Below are 19,997 nucleotides of genomic sequence, written 5' to 3' on the forward strand. Positions count from 1 at the left end.
ATGTTAATTGGCAATGCTGCTAATGGCAGTCGCAGATTGCAAAGACCCGGTGAGTGCGGAGATGGATTTGTTCCAACTCACGAATGGGGCCTCAGTGACGTAGATCGTGTCTTCGTCGCGGATCATGAAATCACGCGCGATGAATACGCCGTTCGGTTTCGTTAAATCGAGGATATATGCAACCCGCTGCGGCCCTGCCAGATCGCTGCGTCCCAGCACGGCATTGGCTGTTTTTGCAGACTCGGTGCGGAAAACGAAGATGCCGGTCGGGTCCGCGGTGTTTGTAGAGATGCCGCCGACACGCGCGATGGCTTCTACAGCAGAAAGTTCCCGAGATTCGAACGGTACAAGGCCTTGGCCACCGGTTGCGCCCATAGTGGTGTATGCGCGCTTATCGGCCTCTACGAGGATGCGATCATTGCCACGTAGGGCGATATCCAGTTCTGGATTTTCATACAGATCTTCAAGCCAGACTGTCCCGCGCTGAGAACCCCGTAGCACTGTGATATGGACGATTTCTGGTGCAATAGAGATGCCGCCAGCGCTGGCAAGCATTGGTGCAAGGGTTCGCGTTGGACGTTCAATTGTGAACACACCCTGTGTGCCGGCGCTGCCGACAATAGAAACAGTTGCACCGTCCCCAGCCAAGCGCGTCACCAAAACTTGGGGATCGGGCGTCTGATCATCAAGTTTCTCTGTAATTATACGACGTAATGCTTCAGGCGTGTTTCCAGCTGCCCGTACACGGCCTGCGTAGGGAACGAAAATCATACCGGCACCGTCAACTTGCAGTTCACTCAACGTGGAAGGGGCACCGCGCGTGCCAAGAACGCCAGCGTCAACGTTTTCCCAGATAGAAAGGCCGAGCGTGTCACCGGGGCGAATCGTGTCGGATCCGATCTGGCTTGCGTTCAGGAAGGCTTGTGAAAATCCGGTTAGGGGTTCTTCGACAATCAGGTTTGATGTTTGGTTGGTCACCGGAATAATGAATGAGCTATGTTGGACATCATCGGCGCCTGCAAGAATTTCCCGCTTGCTTGGTCCGGAGCGCGGCAAACCGCAAGACGTAAGCGCAAAAATAACTGCGGTCATAGCAAGGGGTTTCACCCATCCGGTTGTCAAATAAATCACTACTCTGCCCTCATGTATTATTATTTGCGGCATTTTTTGACCGCAGTATTATTTAGGGTACCTTACGCAAGGGGTGGTTAGAAATCCAGCTACGTTTGTTGTAGCTCACCTTATGCTTTGCAATTGTTGCCTTGGTGCCGCGTTCCCGGTCATTAATGCCTCATAAGGATCCAGGTCGGCCAACATCATGTCGACGACCTGGCGTAGGGCCTGACGCCGTCCGCGCGCTGAATAATATCCGCCGATGATTTGCGATGTTTCCAAGATAAAATGCCTATAATCACGGTATGCGCGCGTGTCTGGGCGGTTGGGTTGGGCAAAGAATTCCGCCAAGGGTTGCTTAGAGACGAATTCCTGTTTTGCGTAGATCGCATCGCCAAAAACCTTCAAAGGCAGTCCGCGCCAAAGCACCTGCTGGCCAGCAGTGGAATTGACGGTGATTGCGCTTCTGGCGTGGTTCAAAAGTTTGGCAAGTTTGCCGCCGCGTACATAATGAACCCGTTTTTCGACGCCAAACTCGCGAGCGATTCGCTGAATTTCCCGCCGTTGAGGGATCCGCCCATCTTCCAATGGGTGGGCCTTGAACACCAAGTGGTGGTGCAAAGGTGCGCCTTCGGAAAATCCTTTAACTGCCGCTTCCAAGAACTGTGTCATCGTTGCAAAGGGGCTGTGCATACGAAAACTTGAATCATGTTCCAACTGAAGCAAAGCCAGATGAAAGGGGAAGCCACCGTATTTGATGCGTGTACTTGCCGCAATCCGGTCCATAGCCAAAAAAGGTGCCAACATGAGGCTTCGGAAATATAGATGAAACTCGCGCCAGACGCTGATTTCACGGTGGGGTTTAAACCCTTTGTACTTCCGGTTCCGCAGCATCACATACCAATGGTACAGCGCGCCGTAAAACATATGTTGACGCATGTCGCCCCAGTTCGCGGGAACTTCTGGCACATCCATATCAACGGTTTCCAAGGCTTTTTGCATGTCTTGAAGGTTCAGCTCCATCAGCCGAGAGTTGCCGTTTGATCCACCGCGCTCATAGGTGATCCAATAGGGGCGCAAATATCCTTCTTCAAAGATATGTACCCGCAGCCCTCGGGCATTGGCCAATGAGACGGCGGTGGCATGAATGTCGCGGGTGTCACCATAGAGCACGATATCGCTGACTTTATGGGCGTCCAGCTGGGTTTCAAAAAATGGCCCCCAGTCTTCGGGGGTTCCCATGTAAGGAATATAGCCCGGCCCACGAAACCACATGGCCTGATCTCCGGCATTAAACCCAACCCGGTGAACCTCGGCACCTGCCGAGCGTAACATTTTTCCGAGCCGTGAAAAAAACGGCCCGTGCGGTCCTTGCAAGAACAGAAAACTGCTCCCAGCTGGAGATGGTTGTGAGATTTTACTCATTACTGCCCGCACTTTCTGTGAGTCTACGCCCTCAGTTGAACCTGATGTTATGTCGCTGAAGTTTAGCCTATTACAGATATAAGGCGAAACTAAGGGTATAGTTACCCATTGCAGGATCATTGCGCAAGTTTGTCACAAGGGTTTCACTTGCGCCAGCTTTCTCAAAAAGCTAACCCGGGGCAAAGGCATCTAATCAGGGGCGTAGCATGTTTACTGGAATTATTACAGATATTGGCGAAGTTCTTGAAGTTGAACAGCGCGGCGATTTGCGTGCGCGTATCGGTACGTCTTATGATGTGGACACCGTTGATATGGGGGCTTCGATTGCGTGTGATGGTGTGTGCCTCACTGTGATCGCGACCGGGACGGTGCCAATGAATTGGTTCGACGTTGAAATTTCAGCTGAAAGCGTCAATCTGACCAATATTGGCCGCAATGCATGGTTTGCCGGGCGTCGTCTGAATTTGGAACGTGCGTTGAAGGTGGGCGATGAGCTTGGTGGGCATATCGTATCTGGTCACGTCGATGGAGTAGCGGAATTGATTGAGCTGCGCGACGAAGGTGACAGCACCCGCATGACGTTCCGTGCCCCTGAAGAACTTGCACGATTTATTGCGCCCAAAGGTTCTGTTGCGCTGAACGGGGCGTCGTTGACTGTGAATGAGGTCGAAGGATGTACATTCGGCATCAATGTTATTCCTCATACAAAAGAAGTTACGACTTGGGGGGATGTCAGTGTAGGCGATCATATCAATCTTGAGATAGATACAATGGCCCGCTACGTCGCACGTTTGCGCGATTTCGACTAATTTCAGTGCCGCCTCGGTGGCAATGAATGTTCAAGCGGGCGGGGTGGTGAAATACATGCACCTTGTCGGTTTCCAAAGTTGGGCGATGGACATGACCGAAGTAAGGCGTGCATAAATTGCGCAGGGCGTTCGCATCTGTTTGATTGATTTGCTGTGCCGCATTTGTGTAATCGCTATGGACAAGCGCGCGGTGGGGGCTAGGCTAGAGAAAAGACCTAGCCGCACAAGAGAGACCCCATGGAAAAATTCGGAAAAAGCCAACCAGTGAAACGGGTTGAAGATGTGCGCTTCTTGACCGGCCAAGGTCAATATGTCGATGACATTCGCCCGGACGGCGCGTTGGTGGCTTATTTTTTCCGCTCACCTGTGGCCCATGCCGATATTACCACGCTGGATCTTTCTGATGCGCGGGATGCGGAGGGTGTGCATCTTGTTTGGTCTATCGCAGATTTAGAAGCGCTGGGCATAGAGATCGGTTTGAACGGTTCCGTGGTGACAAATCGCGACGGATCTGACGGGGCATCGCCTTTGCGACCCGTGCTTGCGAAGTCGCGTGTGCGTCATGTAGGGGAAGCGATTGCAGTGATCATAGCGGACAACATGGAAGCCGCAAAGGATGCGGCCGAGTTGATCGAGTTTGATTTTGACGAATGTCCTGTGCATTTAGGGCTAAGCGTTGGCGGCGATGCGATCCATGATGAAGCCCCCGATAACCTTGCCTTCGACTGGGGGCTGGGGGATGAAACCGCTACCCAGGCAGCTTTTGATGCTGCGGCCCACCACGTAACTTTGGACATTGGCGATAATCGTGTGATCGTGAACGCGATGGAACCACGCGGGTGTTTCGCAGAACCTGACCCGACACAAGACGGCCGTTTGCATTTCAGTGTGAATGGGCAGGGCGTTTGGGGGATGAAGAAAGATCTGTCAAAAGCGCTGAAGATTGACCCTGAGTCCATCCGGGTGACCAACCCAGATGTGGGGGGAGGCTTTGGCATGAAGGCAATGCATTATCCCGAATATATCCCTGTGGCGGCGGCGGCGCGTATTTTGCAGCGCCCAGTGCACTGGATGGCAGACCGCACCGAAAGCATGTTGTCCGATAATGCAGGGCGGGATCTGACATCGACCTGTGAATTGGCCTTTGATGCGGATCATCGCATTCTTGCCTATCGTGTGAATACTATTGCCAATATGGGGGCCTATAATTCGGGTTTCGCCCAGCCTATTCAAACGCAGTTGTTTTCGCGGGTTCTGATGGGAACTTACGACTGCCAGACGACATGGTTGCGGGTGCAGGGGATCTATACGAACACCACTTGTGTTGATGCCTATCGTGGCGCTGGGCGGCCTGAAGCCATCTATGCTTTAGAACGCCTGATGGATCGTGCTGCGCGTGAATTGGGCGTTGATCCATGGGAGTTGCGCCGTATCAACTTTATCAAAAAGGATCAGTTTCCGTATAAGGCGGCGACGGGGGAAACCTATGACGTTGGCGACTTTCATAAGGTTTTGGATCGTGCCGCATTGGAAAGCGATCAATCAGGGTTCGCAGCGCGCAAAGCCAAAAGTGCGGCGGCGGGTTTGTTGCGGGGACGGGGGCTTTGTTATTATATTGAATCTATCCTCGGTGACCCTTCTGAGACATCTAAAGTCGAGTTCACCGCAGATGGCGGGGCAGAATTGCTGGTTGGTACGCAAAGCAATGGCCAAGGACACGAGACGGTTTATGCGCAATTCTTGTCTGACCAAAGCGGGATCCCAATTGATCGCATCAAAGTGATACAGGGTGACTCGGCCCGTATTAAGCAAGGTGGTGGCACAGGTGGATCACGTTCTGGCACGGTGCAAAATGCCGCGACTTTGGAATGTGTTTCGGTGATTGTGAAAGCGTTGACACCCTTTGTTGCGACACGTTTGGGTGTGGCAGAAGATGACGTTAGTTTCGATCATGAAAGCTTTCGTGCGGAAGGATCAAATCAGACGCCTGATATCCTGACTGTGGTTGCTTGGGCACGTGAAGACGGGCGCGAGGATCTTTTGCAACACGAGGCTAGGATCACTCTTGATGCGCGTTCCTTCCCCAATGGTGCGCATGTGGCTGAGGCAGAAATTGACCCTGAAACCGGTGTTGTATGTATAGATGGTTACGCCGTCGTCGATGACTTTGGCAACCTTATTAACCCGATGGTGGTAGAAGGTCAGATACATGGCGGTGTTGCGCAGGGGTTGGGCCAGGCGATCACGGAACAGGTTGGTTTTGATGAAGATGGCCAGCTCCTCACGGCAACGTTCATGGACTATGCAATGCCACGTGCCGATAATATGCCATGGGTTACATTCGTGAACGAACCCACGCCTTCAAGTTACAACCCTATGGGAATGAAGGGCTGTGGCGAAGCTGGAACCGTTGGTTCGATGGCGGCAGTGGCCAATGCGGTACAAGATGCGCTCTGGGAACGTGGGGTGCGTCAGGCAGATATGCCGTTCACACCGCTTCGTGTTTGGGAGATGTTGAAAAATGCTTCTGGTGACAAACTTTAAAGGAACAGTTTAATGCGCATTGTTCAGCGCATAGCGAATTGGCTGCGTCCATCAAGTTGGCGCAGTGACACCCGTGCTGTGGCGCGGCGTGGACCTGTAAACCATGTGGTGATCATTGATGGAACCATGTCGTCTTTACACCCAGAATGCCATACCAATGCAGCGATAACTTACAAGCTATTGCATGAACGGGCACCAACTGCGGATATGACATTGTTTTATGGCGCCGGTGTGCAGTGGAAATCATGGCGCGACACGGTGGACGTCATCCGAGGGCGGGGTATTAACCGTCAAATCCGGGCTGCATATGGGCATTTGTCTTCAAAATATAGGCCGGGGGATAGGATATTTCTGTTTGGATATTCGCGTGGGGCTTTCGCCGTGCGATCCCTTGCAGGTGTCATTGATCGCATTGGTTTGTTGCGCCCAGCAGAAGCGACGGAGCGCAATATACGTCAAGCCTACCGACATTATGAATGCTCGCCAGGGGCCGAGACTGCCCAAAGGTTCGCGCGCATGTATTGTCATAACACGCCGGTTGAGATCGAGATGATCGGCGTGTGGGATACTGTCAAAGCCTTGGGGTTTCGTGCCCCGCTGATTTGGCGATTTGTGCCGGATGTCTATGAGTTTCACAATCACACACTTGGGGCATCTGTACGCCATGGGTATCACGCTTTGGCGTTAGATGAAACGCGCCAGGCCTTTGCGCCAGTTTTGTGGGATACGCCGGGCGATTGGGCTGGGAACGTTGAGCAGATGTGGTTTAAGGGCGCGCATAGTGACATTGGCGGTCAGATCGGTGGGCATGAAGAAAGCCGAGGCCTGTCGAATATTCCTCTCGTCTGGGTACTTGGACGGGCGGAAGCGCTGGGCTTGCAATTGCCTGATGGATGGCGTGCACGGTTCAAGCGAGATGCAACTGCACCGGCGGTTGGATCCTATCGCGGGTGGGGCATGTTGTTTTTAAATCGTCGGCGACGCAATGTAGGGCGCGATGTATCTGAAATGATCCACGAAAGCGCTGTCGGACATTCGCCCACAGCGCGGATTTTGCGGGCTGACCTCGCGGAACAAATTTTGGGCGAAACTTCTGAGGTGGCGGGGCCACAAAAAACCGCCAAACGCATGGGGGGTGATCGGATGCTTGGTGCGGGAGCGGTGCAAGGTGAATAAGGCAGGGCGCATGGTGCGTCAGGGTTTCATGATGATGCAGGTTGTCGACCCGGTGGCATAAAGCTTTCCATCGGCGACACCACGCAATTCGCCACGGGAAATCCCGGTTGATCGACCAGCATGTTGAACGACGCCGACGGCCTCAACCTCTGTGCCTAAGGGAATGGCGCGGTTGATATTTATTTTATATTCCAAGGTTGTGTAGATGGAGCCTTTCGGCACTTCAGTCATGACCGCGCAAGCCATGCAACTGTCGAGGATCGTACCATACCAACCGCCATGCACCGTCGACATCGGATTGGTCAGGTCAAATTCAGGCGTGCCGCGAAACACGACGTGACCCTGTTCTACGCTGTGCAGGTGAAATCCCATTGTTTTGCCAATGGGAGGGCCTGACAAAGTGCCGTTGAGGACATCCTGCATGAATTCCAGACCTGAGCGTGAGAAGAGATCTTCTTGCGTTGGCATTTGAGCGGGGGAGCTTGCGATGAAAGAGGGCATGGGGATCCTTGATGTTTCCCCCAGTTGGCCATGAGTTGTATTTGTTTTCAACCCTAACGCGGGGTCGCAGGGCTCCCGCCCCTTTAGCAACGGCGAAGTCGTCGCAAAAAGTGTTGGGCCGGGCGCGCTTCGCGCGAAGATCAAATGGGTCGGTTATAGGTTAGGCAACATTTTGCAGTTTGACCTCGGGCTCAATCCCCAAAGCGCGACAGGTGTCGCGGGTGAGGTTTGGGGTGTTCAGGGTGTAAAAATGTAGGTCTTGTACGCCCCCATCTAGCAAATCTGAGCAGAGTTCTGAACATTGGGCGAGGGCAAGCAGTTCATGGCAGTTATCCCGAGCAGCGTTCTCAAACGCTTGACGAATTTCGGCTGGAATTTGGGTGCCACAGCTTTGTGCGAATTTGCGTGCACCCGCCCAATTTTCGATGGGAAGAATGCCGGGAAGAATACGATCTCCGTCAATGCCAGCGGCTTGGCAGGCATCGCGGAAGCGAAAGAATGTGTCGGGGTCGAAAAAGAACTGGGTGATCGCAGAAGTCGCGCCCGCTTCGAACTTACGCTTCAACCACGCAATGTTCTGCGCCATGTCTGTGCTTTCGGGATGGGTTTCGGGGTAGGCGCCAACGCGGATATTGAAATCGCCCGCATTGGCCAAGCCTTCGATCAACTCAATCGAGTCCGTAAACCCATCGGCGCGCGGAATAAATGCACCGCCCCCGGGGGTATCGCCGCGCAGGGCCACCAAATCGCGGACGCCGGCCTTGGCATAGTTGGCGGCAATCGCAAGCGTCTCTTCGCGACTGGAATCAACACAGGTCAGATGGGCCGCAACATTCAACCCTGTGGCTTTGCCGATGGTGGTCACGGCGTCATGCGTCAATTTTCGGGTTGTGCCGCCCGCGCCATATGTCACGGATACGAATTCGGGAGCAAAGGGCGCAAGCGCCTGCACCGTGTCCCAAAGTCGAAAGGAAGCCGCGAGCGATTTGGGCGGGAAGAATTCAAATGAGATATTCGGGCGGGTCATCGGCACGGCATCCTTGATCAGCTTTGTTTCGGGTTGTTCATTGGATTGCAGGTTGGTTAGAATGAATCAATTTCATAATTCTAAAGATCAATATGAGGATTACTTGAATTGCATATCGAACTTCGCCATCTGCGCACCATAAGAGCCATCCATGAATCTGGCGGCCTGGCCCGAGCGGCGGGGGTTATGAACATCACCCAAAGTGCGCTTTCGCATCAGATAAAAGGGCTTGAAGATCAGGTCGGTGTTGAGCTTTTTGTGAGGCGCACCAAACCTTTACGCCTGTCATCTGCGGGATTTAGACTGTTGCGTTTGGCCGAGCGGATTTTGCCAGAAGTTGCCGCAACGGAGGAGGAGTTCAGAGGTCTGCATACGGGGCGTCACGGACGGCTTCATATCGCGATTGAATGCCATGCGTGTTTTGAATGGTTGCTACCAGTTTTAGAAGAATTCCGCAAAGCCTGGCCCGATGTGGACGTGGATATCCGCGCGGGGCTGGCGTTTGACGCGCTGTCTGCGCTTGCACGCGAGGACGTGGATCTGGTGATTTCGTCCGATCCTGAGAACCTGCCAGGCGTGGAATTTAAGCCTTTGTTTGACTATGAACCCTTGTTGGTGGCCGCCGCGCACCATGATTTCGCGCAAAAACCTTGGGTGGACGCGGCGGATTTGCGCGACGAAACCTTGCTGACCTATCCGGTGGACCGCACGCGCCTTGATGTGTTCACGGAACTGCTGACCCCCGCCAAGATCGAGCCCAAAGCCACCCGAAAAGTGGAATTGACAGCAGTGATGTTGCTGCTAGTGGCCTCGGGGCGCGGGGTGGCGGTCTTGCCCGATTGGGTCCTGCGCGAGGTGCGCTACAGTTCCGATTATATCACCCGATCCCTGACCGAAATCGGCCTAACCAAACGCCTCTATGCCGCCGTGCGATCCGACGACGCCGCCCAACCCTATATGGCGCATCTCATCCGTCTTGCGCGCACGGAACCTGTGAAGTTGCAACGGGGGTTGGAGGGGTAACTACAATACTTTAACATGATAGGAGTGTTTTCTTGAAGACTTTTGGACAAACTATGGCCCGCATTGGGTTAGGCTTAACCGCTATGGCATTTCTTATGTGGTTGATGTGGCCTTCTGATCCTATTCAAGCAATTCGGGATGTCGAAGCAGAACCGTTGTTCGCTTTTAGTGTCGCGCTGTTCGTCTGGATTGCGTCTGAGTTTAAGCGCAGCGAAGAAGTGATTTTTAGAGAATCCTCACCTAACGATGTTGTCGTTGGCCGACGTCTGGTCAGTTATAGCGCTTACCAATTGCGTGAAGTTTTACGCGATCACGAATTTAGTGATGGTTTGCCTTATCGATACTCAACAGAACTTCAGGGATTGAGAGACGAGATTTCCATAGGTCTTATGGGTTTTCAAAACAAAAAACTACAAGAGTACTTTGGCAGCTTTTATCATGAGCTAGAACAGCTTACATTGATGTTAGCCACTTATACGTCGCCTAGTGGTTTGGGGGATGCAACGCTGTTATACGTTAAGGCTCCAAAGCTGCATCGATACGGGGGTATAGAAGACCGTTTCAATTCTGGTGAATTTACGGATGTTCAGCTCAAAGAAATAAAAGAGCTGAATGAAAAATGCCGTGTTACCTGGTCCTCTCTTCAGAGATTGATCAAGAAGGTCAAAGAGCAGGTGCCAGAAGTTTTTGATGAAGCAATTGAATACAAGTGGTTCTATTGGCGCTCTGAAGAGTGATGCACTTGGTTCCTTTTACCGGACAAGACCCGTCGATTGAGGGAGGGGTGTCAGATCCGACACCCCCACGTCGGTTTTGCGCGAAATCGGGTCGCGGGGCACTTTCCATGAATGTTACTTCTAGGGCAGATTAAGCATAACATTCTGACAGAGAGAGTCGTGCTCATGAAAACACAGGTCAAAGCCCTTGTCGTTGGTGGCGGTGCCATCGGGACTTCCATTGCCTATCACCTTGCCAAAGCGGGCTGGGATGATGTGATGCTGATTGAGCGGGATGAATTGACATCCGGCTCGACATGGCACGCCGCTGGTCTGCTGCCACTGTTCAACATGTCCTATGCGACGACGCATATCCACAAATACTCGGTTGATTTTTACAAATCCCTTGAGGCAGAAACCGGTTTGAACGCTGGTTTTGCTGTGGTGGGAAACTTGCGTATGGCGCAAACAGATGAGCGTATGGACGAATATATGCTTTACGCGTCCACGGCGGAAACCTGTGATGTGCCTTATGAGTGGCTGACCCCGGATGAGATCAAATCCCGCTGGCCGCTGATCAACACGGAAGATCTGAAAGGCGCGCTGTATCACAACACCGACGGCTATATTAACCCAGCTGACGTGACCCAGGCGATGGCGAAGGGCGCGCGTCAGCACGGTGCGGATATCGTGCGTAAATTGCAGGCGGATGCCTTCCATTGGAACGGCACGCATTGGGACGTCACCTGTACCAAGATGGTCGAAAAAGGTGGCAACCTGGTGGAAAGCGACGAACAGGTCGTGATCACGGCGGAACATGTCATTACAGCGTCCGGTAACCACGCGCAGCGCACAGCGAAAATGCTGGGCATCAAGATGCCAGCCGTGCCTGTGGAACACCAGTTTGTCGTGATGGATCAGGACCCCGAGCTTGTGAAATATCGCGAAGCTGGCAACCCAGAGCACCCGGTTATCCGTGATGCGGATGCGCAATCCTATGTGCGTGAAGAACGCGGCGGCTGGATCCTTGGTGTGTACGAGAAAAACGCACCAGCCTGTTTTGAACATGGTGTGCCGGATTCATTCCGTGCCGATCTGTTCCCACTGGCGCTGGACCGCATTGAAGACCAATACATGGCGATGATCCACCGGATGCCGTCTTGTGAAGAAAGCGGCCTGAAAGATGATTTCAACGGCCCGATTTGTTATACCCCTGATGGCAACCCATTGGTTGGTCCGGCCCCTGGTCTGCGCAACATGTGGTTGGCAGAAGGGTTCTCATTTGGGATCACGGCTGCGGGTGGTACGGGTTATTACCTTGCCCAGATGATGGTTGATGGCGAAGCTGAAATCGATATGGCGTCGCTTGACCCGAAACGTTACAGCCAAAGCTGGATGACCACGGAATTCGCGGCGCGTAAGAACGAAGAATGCTACGATCACGTCTATGTTTTGCATCACCCGGATGAGGAACGTCCAGCGGCACGCCCATTGCGTTGTGCGCCGGCGTTTGATCGCCAAAAAGCGCTTGGTGCGCAATTTGGTTGGGTCAATGGGTGGGAGCGTCCGAACTATTACGGCCCACTCGATGCGCCAGAAAACTTTGACCATGACGCGCGGTCCTTCCGCCGTGGTGGCTGGTGGCAACACGCTGTGGATGAAGCAAAAGCGATCCGCGAAGGCGTTGGGCTTGTGGATGCAACCGCCTTCACCAAACATGTTGTAAAGGGCCCAGGTGCGACGCAGTTCCTAGATTGGTTCACCTGTAACAAATTGCCAAAAATCGGCCGTATCAACCTGACCTATGCGCTGACATCTAAGGGCACAACACGCACGGAATACACCATCGTGCGCAACGGCGAGAACAACTACTACCTTGTTTCTGCTGGGGCTTGGACAGAATATGACGCGGATTTCTTGCGCAAAGCTGCGGAAGATAAGATGGAAGACTTCGGCTACATCGAAATCCAGGACGTCACCACGCAATGGGGTGTGTTTGCGATTGCCGGGCCAAAATCCCGCGATGTGTTGAAAGAGATCATCAACGACGCCGATCCAGAAACAGCCTTGTCCAACAAGCGTTTCCCTTGGCTGTCAGCCCGTCAGATCGAATTGGGCATGTGCCCTGTGAATGCGATCCGTGTGGCTTATACAGGCGAACTTGGTTGGGAGCTTCATCACCCGATTGAGATGCAGAACTATCTTTGGGATCTGCTGCTGGCCGCTGGCGAGAAACACGGCATGAAACTGGTTGGTGCACGTGCACAAAACTGGTTGCGCCAGGAGAAATCCTACCGTGCGTTTGGCAACGAACTTGGCCGTGATGCAACACCTGCTGAGGCGGACCTACCGCGCTTTATCGATCTGGAAAAAGATTTCCACGGTAAAGACGCAATGGTTGAAACTGGTGTGCGCTTTAAATGTTGTACGCTTCTGATTGATGGGCCGGATGATGCGGATCCTTGGGGTCACGAGGCGCTCTATCTTGAAGATGGCACAACCCGCGTTGGTCGTCTGACCTCTGGTGGCTATTCCGTGGCCTTCGAGAAATCCATCGGCATGGGCTATGTGTCGCCTGATATCACGGTGCCTGGCACCAAGTTGAAGGTGAAAATGCAGGACAAGCTGTGGGACGCAGAAGTGACTGTGGACAGCCCTTATGACCCAACCAACGCGACCATTCGTGTAACTGGCTAAGCTTCAGTGGGGGGCAGCCCCCACACCCCCGGAGTATTTATTGCAAGATGGAAACAGCCCTCGCAGAAATGCGGGGGCTTTTGTATTGTTTCCCTTGGTGAGGTGATTTGGATGAACTTGGAGGATGAGACATGGCTGTCTGGCGACCGGTACAAACCATTCGGGTGAAAGCACTTGGCTTACATTGGAGAGATGGGAAGTTGCTTGCTGCAGAGGTGAAGTGTGATGATGGCGAGATCAAGGGGGTGCGTCCCTTGGGGGGCAGTGTTGAATTCGGCGAAGTCTGGCAAGGGGCGTTGCTGCGAGAGTTTCAAGAAGAACTGGGCATTGATGTGCGCATTATCAGTGCGCCGACGGTCATTGAGAATTTGTATACGCACGAAGGCAGCCAAGGGCATGAGATCATATTTGTGGCGGAAGTTGCGTTTCCCACCGGTGCATTTGCAGGCGAAGATTCGATTGAGTTCTTTGAGGACAACGGCACGAAATGTGTCGCGCGTTGGTTTGACTTAAAGGATTTGGAAAGCCGCGAGATCCCTCTTTTTCCTGAGGGGATCGCCGCAAAAATTCTGATCAGGTAAATCGCGTGGGTGAGAGGCGTTTGATGATGTCGGTGTCGATTTTCGAGGGCCGACCTATGATCAGGTCCGCTACGAGTTGCCCCGTGGCAGGTGAGCTTTGCATGCCATAGCCACCTTGGCCTGCGCACCAGAAGAAGCCGGGGGCTTGCCCGTCAAAGCCCAGCACAAGGTTTCGGTCCGGAGCGAAGCTGCGCAGGCCGGCCCAGTTGGATGTGACGCGGGTGACCTCGCTGGTGACGACCTCTTGGTAGCGGGCGATGCCTTCTGCCAGGGTGATATCATCGGCCCAGGCGTCGTGAGCGTCCACCGGGTCCTCATCCGCGGGCGAAATGATCAACGCCCCGGCATCTGGTTTGGCGTACCAAGTTTCGCCTGGGCCAAATAGGATGGGCCATGCCGAGACGTCTAGGTCTGCGGGGGCAGGGATGCGGGCAACAGATCGGCGAAAGGGTTGAATGAGAATGCCTTGAGCGCCGGCAATCTGCGCGATGTGACTGGCCCAAGCGCCTGCGGCATTGATTACTACATCTGCAGTGAATGCTTGTTCGCCAGCCATCACGTGCCATCGGCCGTTCACGCGGGACATCTTATCAACATGGGCGTTCATAACAAACTTAGCACCATCGGCGCGCGCCATTTTTGTATAGCTTTGCATCAGGCGGTCTGTGTCGATATCCGACGCGCCATGCGCGTGGGCATAGCGTGTAATCACGTCGGGGTTCAGGATCGGAATAATGGATTGCGCTTGCGTTTTGGTGAGCTCTGTTAGCCCCATGGCCTCTACATCAGCATCAAATGCTGCATTTTGACCTTCCTTTCCCACAAGCATAAAGCCGCGCGGTGACAAGAAACCGCCGTCATGGGTGTCCATGAACGAACGGCTGGCTTTGTTGAGGGCGATGGTGGTCTCTTGGCCGTATTGTTCTTCGAATAACGCGGCAGAACGCCCGGATGTGTGGTACCCAGTCGCGCTTTCAGCTTCGAGCATTGTGACATTGGCGTGTGCTGCGAGATGTGCTGCCGCGCTGAGGCCAGCTACTCCGCCGCCGATAATGAGAATATCTTGTTTCATGCGACGAATTTGACATGGGTTAATAGAATATCAAGCGAAATTTCGCGTGCCTAACGTGGCGGAGAATTGCGCTTACTGCATGGCAGCCATGATGGCACTGCGAACACACGCATATGTGCGCAGCTGCAGGGTGGAAACTTGGTGAAAGATCCCTAACTGAAGGACAGAAAGAACATAGATGTGCGATTTCTCAGTGGGTCCCTGCGTGTTGAGGCAGATTGGCCCCGAAAGAACGCTGCGATTGTTGAGAAAGCCTAGGTTGATAAGGATTGAAGATGAAATTGTTAAAATACATGGCCTCCAGTTTTGGTGGCATCTGCCTTGGGGTATTGATCAATCCGGCATTCGCTGATCCGTCCGTAACAGGGAACGGGGCGTTCCCGCGGGTATCAAGTGAAGTTGTTCAGGAGGTGCCATCCGTGCCAGCTTCAGTGCAGCCGGGTCACAGCCCAGAAGCGCAGGCAATTTTTGATCAGTTGGCTGCAGAGGAAAAAGGGCGCTCACCCGTGGCGCGTTCAAGTTTGGGAACGATGATACAGTCCTCAAAACCGGCAATAGATTATCCTGAAGGGCGCTAAACCTGTCCAAAGACTTTAGCGTAACCTCCGATGATCGTGTAGCTGTATTGTTTCGCGCAATAGCAAAAGAAGTGACGCCCGTCGGGGAAACGGGCGCCAAGGGCGGAACGAGGGACAGAGGAAGCGGATGTTCCAAATCATGCTTCCTGATTGGTATCTAGGTACTGATTTCTAGATAGAAAGGGTTTGTAACCGTTTCGTGAAGATGTTGGATCTTTATGTACTGGCTTTGGTCACTGCATAGAGGCCCACGGCGGCGGCATTCGAAACATTGAGCGACCCAACCCCATCGGCAAAGTCGATTTTCACCAAGTGATCACAGGTTTCTTTGGTGCGATCACGTAGACCAGGCCCCTCGGCCCCCAAAACCAACGCGATAGGGCGGCCGGAATAATCATCCGCCATAGTTTCAATGGAGTGTTCCGCAGTGCCATCAAGGCCAAGCATGACGTAACCCATCTTGCGCAGGCGTTCCATTGTGTCGGCAAGGTTCTTAACACGCAGATAAGGTTGACGTTCAAGCGCACCAGAGGCGGTTTTTGCTAGGGCACCTGTTTCAGGTGCGGAATGACGATGCGGGGCGATGACAGCGCGGGCACCGAAAACCTCCGCAGAACGCAGGATCGCACCGACGTTATGAGGATCGGTCACGCGATCAAGTAGGATCAGGCGTGGCATCTTTTGCCCATCCACTGCCATACAGCATTCGTCAATGGATCCCCAGTTCAAAGGTTTGACCTCAAGGGCCGCGCCTTGGTGCACGGATTGCTTGTCGAGAGGCACGTCAAACTTGCGTGGATCCGTGACTTCGGGCGTCACGCCGCTCTTTGCAATATCTTCTGCCAATTTGTCATGAGCATTCTTGGTAACCACGAGGCGCAGTTTGACGCGATCAGGGTTCAGCAAAGCGTCACGCACGGCATGAAGGCCAAAAAGCCAAAAGGTTTCGCGGCGTGCCTGTTCTTTTTCGACCACCCACTTTGGCTTTATCATGACTGTAATCCTTAATTTTTAGGTCTTTTCTAGCAGTCCTTAAGATGAACCTTGTAGGCTTTGGGCGCAAGTGGGCATTTGATGTGAAATTAAGGTGAGGAATTTGATGTTTTCCTGTTGACGCCCCCGATGTGTAACTATAAATCCAGCGACAGGTTGGGCGTCAGGCCGCAAGGTGTGGCAGGGGACTGTAACTCCCTCGAGGCGACTCACGCCTGGTTCGATTCCAGGGTCGCCCACCATAACGCTATTGCGTTGATTTTCCTTATGTTGTTAGATTTACCCCTACTGAGGGGTCCGTATCTGGACACATTTCGAGGATTTCTGGACACATGCGGACACAAAAGGTCGATCATCTCAAGGTAAACGGTGGACGATACTACTATCGCAGGCGTGTTCCAGCGAAGCATCAGAAGACCTTGGGGATTAAGAACTGGAACCGTCCGTGTGGGAAGGTGTCGTATCAACAGGCTGTTGTGCTCGTCACGGAATGGGCCGTTGAACACGATGCTTTATTGTCGCGGCTTGATGATCCCACAGTTGCAGAAAAGACCCGCTACTCCACAGAGGTTCACCTGTTAGAGACACCGATGATGCAGGTCGCAGATACAATGACAGACATCGGTATGGCCCCCGGTAACTGGCGCGGTGATGTTATGCTGGCCGCTGCAAAGGTTGCGTTACAAGCTGCTGATGAGCATCCAGAAAAGAGTTCTGCTGCACGTTTGGTTGGAATAAAAGCATCTTAGCATTGTGTTTTAATGATAATGTCATCACTCCTACTGACCTTGATGAGCGTGATGAATTTGATCTGGTGAAGCGGAAACTGGAGCGTCGTATCAACGATTTGGGTGGCAACCCTAATACGATCACTGCGATGTCAGAAGCCTACTTCAAAAAAAATCAATTGAAGCCAGAAGTTCGGAACAAGTATCGTCGTGTGATCAGACGTTTAATCACACAAGTGGGCGATATCCCGTTAGAGCATTTGAATGCAGATAGGCTCCGTGAGTTTCGTGATGCACAACCAGATGATGTTAAAGCAAGTTCGCTTCAATCATTGTTCACACCAATTAGGGGCATGTTCAAATACGCGATTGGTGAGGGGAAAATATCTGATAACCCTATGCCATCTGTGGTGTTGAAGCCTGAGAAACGTTCCACCCAGATGATCAAATGGAAACCATTTTCTCCCGAGGAGGCGCGTCGTATATTTGCGGCGATGGACGAAGTGTGGGGATCACCGCTGCGTGGGATGTCAGATAAACGTCGCCGGGCTATCCATATGGTTTGTCGGGTTCAGGCGTTTACTGCCATGCGCCCCAAAGAAGTTCTGTCTCTGTTGCCTGAAAATGTCACCGACAAAAGTCTGATCGTTATTGGATCGAAAACTGAGGGATCGGACAGGTCTATTCCGTTGCACCCTGAGATTGCTGATTTCCCAGCATTTTTCCATGCGGGCGGGTTCGATACGTTTTTATCACAAAAGAAGGATCGGGCGCAGACGGTGCGGCACAACTTTATCAGGCTCATCAGAGAAATTATGGACCCTCCGATAATTCACAAAAAGAAGGTCCTTTACTCTTGGAGATCGACGTACAGCAATGCAATGCGTCGTGCTGGCGCTGATGGCGAGATGCGTCGCGCAATACTGGGTCATATTGAGGCAGGTGCATTGGCCCATTACGACGACGGACCTGAGTTCTTCAAGAAGCGTAAATGGATCAGGGCGTCCGATCCTAGAATCGACTATCCTGACCCAGGTGAAGATGATGATCTGGACTGAAACGTTAACTTAAAAGGCAACCGCAGGGGAGCGCATCTAAATCGGGATCATTCGGAGGCATCTAATTGTTGGCTACCTACAGCTTTTTGTCCTGCGACTGTTATGATGCTTCATATGACCTGACGATCAAATCCTTGGCACGTTCAAAGTCATCATAGGTTTTCACCGAAACTTCCAAGTCTCCTGTTCCAAAATGGCCGACGGAAGATACATCACGAGTGAACCCATCCTCTAGCTCTACCACAGTGGTCTTGTCCCGCTTACGTTCCGGTCTCTGAACTCATTTATGCGGCCTTTCGCTCAAAAGCCAAGGGACTTTTCCCGCCAAGCGATGAGTGGCGACGGCGCGGGTTATAGAACCCGTTGATATACTGGAAGATCGCGCCTTCAGCCTGACGGCGTGTGTCCCAACGGTTGCGCCAAATCAGCTCAGCCTTAATGGATTTGAAGAACGTCTCGACCATAGAATTATCATAACAATTTCCCTTGCCGCTCATCGAGACCTTGAAACCGTGCTTGGACAAGCGCTTCTGATACTCATTTGAGCAATATTGGAACCACGATCCGTATGGTGAATGCAATCCTCCGGTGGTTGGCGCAAAGCAACGGCCATATCTAACGCCCGGATTGCCAGATCCTTCTTCATGCGGTTACTGATAGCCCACCGATGACGCGGCGAGAATACAGGTCAAGGATGACGGCAAGATACAGCCAACCTTCGCTGGTCCAAATGTAGCTGATGTCGCCAGCCCATTTCTGATTGGGGCCAGTCGCTGAGAAATCTTGATCCAACAGATTTGGTGCAATGTTGAACGTGTGGTTGCTGTCCGTTGTCGCCTTGTATTTCTGGGTTCTGATGATCTTGATGCCATTCTCGCCCATCAGACGTCCGACCCTGCGATGGCCCACCGGTAATCCCAATTCTTGCAGTTCCTCGGTCAGCGCCGCAATTTCAGGGCTGGCACCGGATGCTAGGATCGTAGCACTCAATGCGGCGATTTCGCTGGCAGCGAGGCCAGCTGATTTTGCGACAACACCTTGTCGATTGATGACCTGCATAATATCGGCTTCGTTCGTCGCCATCGTGTTGCCAAGAAGGTTGACTGTATCGCCTAGAAGCATTGCCTCATCTTGCGAAAGCCCTAGGTTTTGCCGCCAACGCGCAAGAGCCATACCAGCCTCATCAGCCGACACCCCGAACGCAACTGCCATCATGGACGCAGATGTTGCAAATTCAAGTAATTCCGCACGCTTTTGGGCATCTGGCAGATTGGCATCAACAACGCCCATTCGGCCGGCTGCTGCCACGATATCCTCAACTGCTGATGCTGTGGTCGCAAGACCACCATCGGTGACCAGGTTACGGATATCTTCCTGCAGAAGGCGGAAGCCATTATCCTCATTGAAGTCGATAACTTTGGATATCTCGGCAAGGCGTACTTCTGCCCTGATCGCGGGTTCAGTCAGCCCCGCGAGAGCTGTACCAATTGCCACCGCACTAAAAGCAGCTTTTCGCATGCGGTCTTTTTGTCGATCCAATAGCCCGTTCGTGCGCTCAATCTTACTGTTTAATCTTTTTTGGGAATTTGCCAAAGCGTCCGTTGCACGCTGATGAACACGGGATGCGCGACCAGCCATACGGCTGGACGCAGCTGATGCGCGCCCCATGCGTTCCTGCAACCTCATGAACCGCCGCGCCGGTCGTGTGGCCCGGTCGATGAGTTCGAGAATCATTTCTGCCTTGCGACGGCTCATGAGGGTTTGCCACTTTCTTTTTCTGAAGCTTTGCGCTGTTCTTCAGCAACGCGACGATTGAATTCGATGGCTTCTTCCAACCAAAAAACGAATTCTTCTTCATCCATCAGGTTCAGATCGGAATGCGACCAGCCACAGTCGATCAGATAGACGTGATCAGCGAGGCTGCTTAATGCGGCTTTCCCGCTGTGTCGTCCTCGT

16 protein-coding genes, 1 tRNA gene and 2 pseudogenes are annotated in these 19,997 nt (G+C 52.9%); 11 read left to right on the plus strand and 8 right to left on the minus strand.

What is annotated here, in order from left to right; translation table 11 throughout:
• Positions 1–3: 3 nt before the first annotated feature.
• Positions 4–1,092, minus strand: a complete 1,089-nt coding sequence (locus tag RJ38_RS17230) for a polysaccharide biosynthesis/export family protein (protein ID WP_039020219.1) — start codon at positions 1,090–1,092, stop codon at positions 4–6.
• Positions 1,093–1,236: 144 nt separating this feature from the next.
• Complete coding sequence (locus tag RJ38_RS17235; RefSeq protein ID WP_039020086.1) at positions 1,237–2,538, minus strand: capsule biosynthesis protein; 1,302 nt, start codon at positions 2,536–2,538, stop codon at positions 1,237–1,239.
• 206 nt (positions 2,539–2,744) lie between these two features.
• Here RJ38_RS17235 and RJ38_RS17240 point away from each other — a divergent pair, with 206 nt between their 5' ends.
• The 3 genes from RJ38_RS17240 to RJ38_RS17250 all read left to right on the plus strand — a co-directional run bounded on the left by RJ38_RS17240 (position 2,745) and on the right by RJ38_RS17250 (position 7,067).
• Positions 2,745–3,347 carry a riboflavin synthase gene (locus tag RJ38_RS17240; protein WP_039020087.1) on the plus strand — a complete coding sequence of 201 codons (603 nt, stop codon included), beginning with the start codon at positions 2,745–2,747 and terminating at the stop codon, positions 3,345–3,347.
• Positions 3,348–3,584: 237 nt separating this feature from the next.
• Complete coding sequence (locus RJ38_RS17245; protein WP_039020088.1) at positions 3,585–5,891, plus strand: xanthine dehydrogenase family protein molybdopterin-binding subunit; 2,307 nt, start codon at positions 3,585–3,587, stop codon at positions 5,889–5,891.
• Between the two features lie 12 nt (positions 5,892–5,903).
• Entirely contained in the window at positions 5,904–7,067 is a 1,164-nt protein-coding gene (locus tag RJ38_RS17250; protein WP_052245521.1) for a DUF2235 domain-containing protein, read from the plus strand.
• 18 nt (positions 7,068–7,085) lie between these two features.
• Here RJ38_RS17250 and RJ38_RS17255 read toward each other — a convergent pair whose 3' ends face one another.
• Both RJ38_RS17255 and metF read right to left on the minus strand, forming a co-directional pair.
• The gene (locus tag RJ38_RS17255; RefSeq protein ID WP_039020089.1) at positions 7,086–7,568 is read right to left on the minus strand and encodes a PaaI family thioesterase; all 483 of its coding nucleotides are present in this window, start codon (positions 7,566–7,568) and stop codon (positions 7,086–7,088) included.
• 160 nt (positions 7,569–7,728) lie between these two features.
• Positions 7,729–8,595, minus strand: coding sequence for a methylenetetrahydrofolate reductase [NAD(P)H] (metF, locus tag RJ38_RS17260; RefSeq protein ID WP_039020090.1), 867 nt, complete (start codon positions 8,593–8,595; stop codon positions 7,729–7,731).
• A 108-nt stretch (positions 8,596–8,703) separates the two neighbouring features.
• On the opposite strand from metF, the gene RJ38_RS17265 reads away from it, so the two are divergent.
• The 4 genes from RJ38_RS17265 to RJ38_RS17280 all read left to right on the plus strand — a co-directional run bounded on the left by RJ38_RS17265 (position 8,704) and on the right by RJ38_RS17280 (position 13,612).
• A complete protein-coding gene (locus RJ38_RS17265) occupies positions 8,704–9,618 on the plus strand; it encodes a LysR family transcriptional regulator (RefSeq protein WP_039020091.1) in 915 nt (304 codons plus the stop codon).
• A gap of 32 nt (positions 9,619–9,650) precedes the next feature.
• Positions 9,651–10,355, plus strand: coding sequence for a hypothetical protein (locus tag RJ38_RS17270; protein WP_156121921.1), 705 nt, complete (start codon positions 9,651–9,653; stop codon positions 10,353–10,355).
• 165 nt (positions 10,356–10,520) lie between these two features.
• Entirely contained in the window at positions 10,521–13,031 is a 2,511-nt protein-coding gene (locus tag RJ38_RS17275) for a GcvT family protein (RefSeq protein WP_039020093.1), read from the plus strand.
• Between the two features lie 131 nt (positions 13,032–13,162).
• A complete protein-coding gene (locus RJ38_RS17280) occupies positions 13,163–13,612 on the plus strand; it encodes an NUDIX hydrolase (protein WP_039020094.1) in 450 nt (149 codons plus the stop codon).
• On the opposite strand, the gene RJ38_RS17285 is transcribed toward RJ38_RS17280, so the two are convergent.
• A complete protein-coding gene (locus tag RJ38_RS17285) occupies positions 13,605–14,684 on the minus strand; it encodes an NAD(P)/FAD-dependent oxidoreductase (RefSeq protein ID WP_039020095.1) in 1,080 nt (359 codons plus the stop codon). The genes RJ38_RS17280 and RJ38_RS17285 overlap by 8 nt on opposite strands.
• Before the next feature lie 269 nt (positions 14,685–14,953).
• Between RJ38_RS17285 and RJ38_RS17290 the strand changes: the two genes are divergently transcribed.
• A complete protein-coding gene (locus RJ38_RS17290; protein WP_156121922.1) occupies positions 14,954–15,262 on the plus strand; it encodes a hypothetical protein in 309 nt (102 codons plus the stop codon).
• Positions 15,263–15,478: 216 nt separating this feature from the next.
• On the opposite strand, the gene rlmB is transcribed toward RJ38_RS17290, so the two are convergent.
• Positions 15,479–16,255 (minus strand): 23S rRNA (guanosine(2251)-2'-O)-methyltransferase RlmB, encoded by a 777-nt coding sequence (rlmB, locus tag RJ38_RS17295; RefSeq protein WP_039020097.1) that lies wholly within the window; start codon positions 16,253–16,255, stop codon positions 15,479–15,481.
• A 158-nt stretch (positions 16,256–16,413) separates the two neighbouring features.
• Between rlmB and RJ38_RS19000 the strand changes: the two genes are divergently transcribed.
• The 3 genes from RJ38_RS19000 (at position 16,414) to RJ38_RS17305 (ending at position 18,041) form a co-directional block, all read left to right on the plus strand.
• Positions 16,414–16,497: transfer RNA gene (locus tag RJ38_RS19000), tRNA-Tyr, on the plus strand.
• A gap of 90 nt (positions 16,498–16,587) precedes the next feature.
• The gene (locus RJ38_RS17300; RefSeq protein ID WP_156121923.1) at positions 16,588–17,004 is read left to right on the plus strand and encodes a hypothetical protein; all 417 of its coding nucleotides are present in this window, start codon (positions 16,588–16,590) and stop codon (positions 17,002–17,004) included.
• Between the two features lie 2 nt (positions 17,005–17,006).
• Entirely contained in the window at positions 17,007–18,041 is a 1,035-nt protein-coding gene (locus RJ38_RS17305) for a tyrosine-type recombinase/integrase (protein ID WP_039020099.1), read from the plus strand.
• 284 nt (positions 18,042–18,325) lie between these two features.
• On the opposite strand, the pseudogene RJ38_RS17310 reads toward RJ38_RS17305, so the two are convergent.
• Positions 18,326–18,983: pseudogene (locus RJ38_RS17310) on the minus strand (IS3 family transposase); the annotation flags it as partial.
• Between the two features lie 12 nt (positions 18,984–18,995).
• Positions 18,996–19,796, minus strand: a pseudogene (locus RJ38_RS19355) (phage tail tape measure protein); the annotation flags it as partial.
• Positions 19,797–19,997: the final 201 nt, after the last annotated feature.

The sequence above is a fragment of the Halocynthiibacter namhaensis genome (assembly GCF_000812685.1).
Taxonomy (GTDB): Bacteria; Pseudomonadota; Alphaproteobacteria; order Rhodobacterales; family Rhodobacteraceae; genus Halocynthiibacter; species Halocynthiibacter namhaensis.